A 4,448-nucleotide genomic window follows, 5' to 3' on the forward strand; every position below is an offset into this window, starting at 1 on the left:
TTAGTTATACTGATTTGATAAGGAACGCAAATGGATAACTCAATTATTATTTTTAAAATAAAGAGGCTTCTTCGTAAGAAGCCTCTGAAAAATATTACATTGTAGCTAAAAGGACTTTAACTGCCGCCTTTAATGTTTGACAACCAGCCCAAGAGACATCATAGATAGTTACTACAACATCAACTTGATTACCCTCAAAATTACCTTTGATTGTTATTTCACAATCATATACATCCTCATTATTACTTTTTGATATTAAAATAGAATGATTTTCTACTTTATCAAATTTTAGTTCACTTATCATTTTTAAATCTATATTTTGATTTACTGATAAGTTGTTAAATGAAGTCTTATAAATCTCATTATTTCTCTCTAAACCATTATTTGCATAAGATTGAAAACAAAAGAAAACTAGAGATGCTATTAAAAATATTTTTTTCATTTTTTCAAATTTTAGTTTATATTACATTTCAGCAGCTAAATCTTTTAACAATTTGACAGTGTCTTTTATACAACTACCAGAATCGCTAGTAAAAGTTACATCAATATTTACTGCTTTACCATTAATTGTTCCTTTTATTTTAACATGACACTCTAGCAAACTTTCTCCAATTTTAACAGTTTCAAATGTTGAAATGCTAAAAACGTCATTAACCAAATTTAAGTTTTCTAATTTTGAAATTTCATTAGAAATTTGGTTGTCGAAAGAATTAGAATTATTTGCAAAAGCAAACGAACCGATTAGCATAAATGCTAAAGAAAAAAATACATTTTTCATTTTGTTAATTGGGTGTTTCCATCTTCTGGCAGGACAAAGACTTCCACTTTAAATTGTTAATTAATAATCTGCCGTTTTGTTGCTTAAAACAATTTACTTCACAAATTGTTCCATTTCTTCTAATTTACTCTTTCAAAAGTTAGTCGTTTCTATTTGTTTTGCTCTTTGGCTTGCCTATACGCTGGCTGTACTTAAACGCTAATCTAATGATTTTCTTTCTTTTAGTTTACTTTTTTACGCTTTGTTTGTCATAAGGTTTCTTGCAACGTCCCAGCGCTTTGCGAGGTTGCGGACTAAATTAGCCTTTACTTTTAGGTTATTACTGAACTTTATTGATATGCCAAAACTTTAAATTAAACACTTACCCCGCAATCTTGCAAAACGCTTGTTGGAGGAAGCCATATCTTTTTCTACCACGATTTTCCGTTTTTTATTCGGATTATTTATTTTTGTTAAGTGCCTATTTTACTGGTGCACAAGTCTTATCTATTTTGGCATAAGACTTATCTACTTTTTCACAAGTCATATCTGTTTTTACATAAGGCTTGTGTAGTTTGGCAAAAGGTTTATCTATTTTGGCAGTTGTCATATTTACTTTGGCATAAGGCTTATATAGTTTGGCACAAGGCTTATCTATTTTGGCATAAGGCTTATGCAGTTTTGCACAAGCCTTATGCGTTTTTTATGCTTGACCTACTTTTTTGAATTTAATTTTTGCTATTGCTTTGTATTGGACTGAATTACTGTCAAGGATTGTAAACAAGTAATCTTTTGCTTTATTGAAAGTATCTACTAAATTATCTTCTGAAAGATACATTGAATTGTTGCGAATGCTACGAGCATTATTTAAAGGAACAAAAGTATTAGCAACGCCTTGCGTTGCTTGCAACATTTGGGCTTTTTCTGCTTGCAGTGTAGCTATCTGATATTCTGTTTCGTTTGGGTTGTAGTTTGGTGTATTTTGAAGTTGAGAAATTAATAAATCGTAATTATTGGTGCGTTGGTCGTAACTCATTTGAGAGGTTGAGTGTTGTGTTTGCTCCTCTGTAGTGTCTGTTGTCGGTGCGTTATTGACTTTACGAATACCTTTTAATTTTCTAGCAATAGTCATAAAATCTTCTAATTGTGCTGGTGTTACTCCTTCGGTGGCTTTGTATGCTTTGCGAAGTTTTGTGATTTTTTTGCTTTGTGGAGCAAAAACATTTTCACGATTATCAACTGCAATAGAGTAGGGAGCAACTAATGTATTTACACTTTCTTGATGTGAAAATGAATTTGTGTAAATGTTTTGAAGGTTTGATAAAAGTAATTTTGGGTTACTTGGATTGTAAATTGCACTTAATTGAACTATATAAGTATTCAATAAATTTGCGTTTGCAATGTTTTTAGCGTGCCCTTTTTCAGATGTAGAAGCCATAATATTAGTTTTTAATTAGTTAGAATGCGAAGTTACTGTTTTTTTAAATAATTATGCAAATGAACAATCTCCATCACCAAAATTCATTCTGACATTGCTAAAATCTGTAACATTATATTCTTTTGAGATTATTGATTGCTTGATTTTTTTTGTTTTATAAAGAAATATGCTTGATTTTTTTAAATTATTACAAATAGCATCATCATAACAAATAATTTCTCTTGTATTTTGGTGTATTGCTTGCAATTTGATGATATTTGAAACATCAATTGTATTTTTTGAATTATTAAAATAAGAAAAAAGTACTTTACAAACATAGTTTCTTTTTTGAAGTACTATAAAACCAATGCAGTCGGTTTTATTGCTTATTTTCATTAATGAAAATTCAAATTCAGTATCATAAATTGAAAATTCATATTTATTTTTATTAGTTAACTCAAGTATAGGTGCTTTTTGAACCCAATTATAGGCTTTCAACCATTCAAAGAATTTATTATCCTTGATTGATATGTCATTTTTATTAAAAGTATTTATAATATTTTGAGTTTCATTATCTAAATGGTTTACATATTCAATAGTTAAGTGTTTAGTTTTACTAAATAATAGCGTTTTTTGAATATATAATTTTATATTTACTATTGAGTTAATAACAGTATCAATGGTATTTAATAGTCCTTTTAAAAAATTTAACTTTGGAAATAGAGTTGGAATTACAAATTGTAAATTACTTCTTAAAACTGCCTTGATACCTTTACTTTCTTTTAGCGTTGTAAAATAGCCTGATTTATCATATACTCTTTTTGCACTTGGTGTAAATTGAGAAATCCCTATTTTACCTTGATTTTCGGCATACATTGTATTTAAAATTTCACGCCCGATACCTGTTCCTTTAGTTTTTGGGTGTACCCACCAAGTTGATAACCACCCTATTTTTTCAGACTGGTTATTTATATTTATTCTGTCGATATATAAACCCATATAACCGACTAATTCATTATCTAAGTAGGCTAATAATAATACTATATCATTTTCTTCAATTATTGGATTTTTATAGTGTGCTAATAATCTATGTTTGCTAATTGTTAAAAATGAGAAATTCCAAAACGTATTATCTAATAATAATTTTGGAACATCTTTTTTTAATATTTTTTTTATTTCAATCATTTTCTTTTGATATTATACTTGCCTATTAATTTATTGAAATACTTATATAAATTTTCTGTAACAATTTGTTTTGCAGTTGTTTTTTTTGGGTTTTCTAATGAAAAACGTTGTATAATTCGATTGTCTATATCTTTCTTTAATCCTGAATTACCAAATAGCTTGATATTGTTATCATATTCAAATAATTCATTTAATAATTTTTTTGAAATAGATTTATCAGAAAATGGAAAAGCAAAAAATGAATAATTGATATTAAAATTTTCTTTAAGCCAATCTATAGAATTGATTATTTCTTTTTTCTGTTCTTCATGTGTAAGTTGATTTAATGATGGATGCGACATGGTATGACCACCAAAGAAGAAACCATCATTAATCATTTCTTGAATTTGTTCTTTTGTAATGTATGGTCTGTGTTCTTGTAAATATGCTTTAATATCAATTTTTAAAAATTCTAAAACATCGTTTATTTTTTCTCTTTCAGAATATTTTATGTTTATAAACTTATGTTTAAATTCATCGATAGAATTATATGAAAATGATAGTTTTTGAGATATTTTTTCTAATGTTGATTTTTCAAAATCAATATTTTTTAAGTGTGATATTATAATGCTTATGTAATGTTTATATAAACCTTCGTTGTTGTCAACGAAATTTGGATTTATAAAAAATATTGCTTTTAGGTTGTGTTTTTTTAAAATTGGATAAATAACGGTATAAACTTCTTGCAACCCATCATCAAAAGAAAGTAAAAAACTATTTTTATTATTTTTATTTTCTAATAAATCTTTGGGATTAATTGAATTGTAATGCTTTGTTAATAAATCAATATCATTTAAAAATTGTTTGCAATTTTTAAATTGATATAAATTTTCAATATGTGAAACTTTATTGTCTCTAACGATGTGATAATAAGGAAATATAGTTTGATTTTTAAATATTTTTAAAAATCTTTTATTAGCTGTTTTGTATAAAATGTCTTTTACAATTCCCATAGTTTTTTAAATTAAAAACTCTGATGTTAACATCAGAGTTTTGTTAATGCACAAATATTTTAGTACACGACAAAAAACATAATTGATTAAAAATCAA

At 26.7% G+C, this 4,448-nt stretch carries 5 protein-coding genes; all 5 read right to left on the reverse strand.

What is annotated here, in order from left to right; genetic code table 11:
- Nucleotides 1–94: 94 nt before the first annotated feature.
- Nucleotides 95–442, reverse strand: a complete 348-nt coding sequence (locus CHX27_RS00620) for a hypothetical protein (RefSeq protein WP_094484852.1) — start codon at nucleotides 440–442, stop codon at nucleotides 95–97.
- 21 nt (nucleotides 443–463) lie between these two features.
- Nucleotides 464–778, reverse strand: coding sequence for a hypothetical protein (locus CHX27_RS00625; RefSeq protein WP_094484853.1), 315 nt, complete (start codon nucleotides 776–778; stop codon nucleotides 464–466).
- Between the two features lie 682 nt (nucleotides 779–1,460).
- Nucleotides 1,461–2,141: a hypothetical protein gene (locus CHX27_RS00630; protein WP_133063370.1), complete on the reverse strand. Its 681-nt coding sequence runs from the start codon at nucleotides 2,139–2,141 to the stop codon at nucleotides 1,461–1,463.
- A gap of 105 nt (nucleotides 2,142–2,246) precedes the next feature.
- Nucleotides 2,247–3,359 carry a GNAT family N-acetyltransferase gene (locus tag CHX27_RS00635; RefSeq protein WP_094484855.1) on the reverse strand — a complete coding sequence of 371 codons (1,113 nt, stop codon included), beginning with the start codon at nucleotides 3,357–3,359 and terminating at the stop codon, nucleotides 2,247–2,249.
- Nucleotides 3,356–4,351: a polysaccharide deacetylase family protein gene (locus tag CHX27_RS00640; protein ID WP_094484856.1), complete on the reverse strand. Its 996-nt coding sequence runs from the start codon at nucleotides 4,349–4,351 to the stop codon at nucleotides 3,356–3,358. The genes CHX27_RS00635 and CHX27_RS00640 overlap by 4 nt, the downstream gene beginning before the upstream one ends.
- Nucleotides 4,352–4,448: the final 97 nt, after the last annotated feature.

Source organism: Flavobacterium aurantiibacter (assembly GCF_002251775.1).
In the GTDB taxonomy this organism is placed as follows: domain Bacteria; phylum Bacteroidota; class Bacteroidia; order Flavobacteriales; family Flavobacteriaceae; genus Flavobacterium; species Flavobacterium aurantiibacter.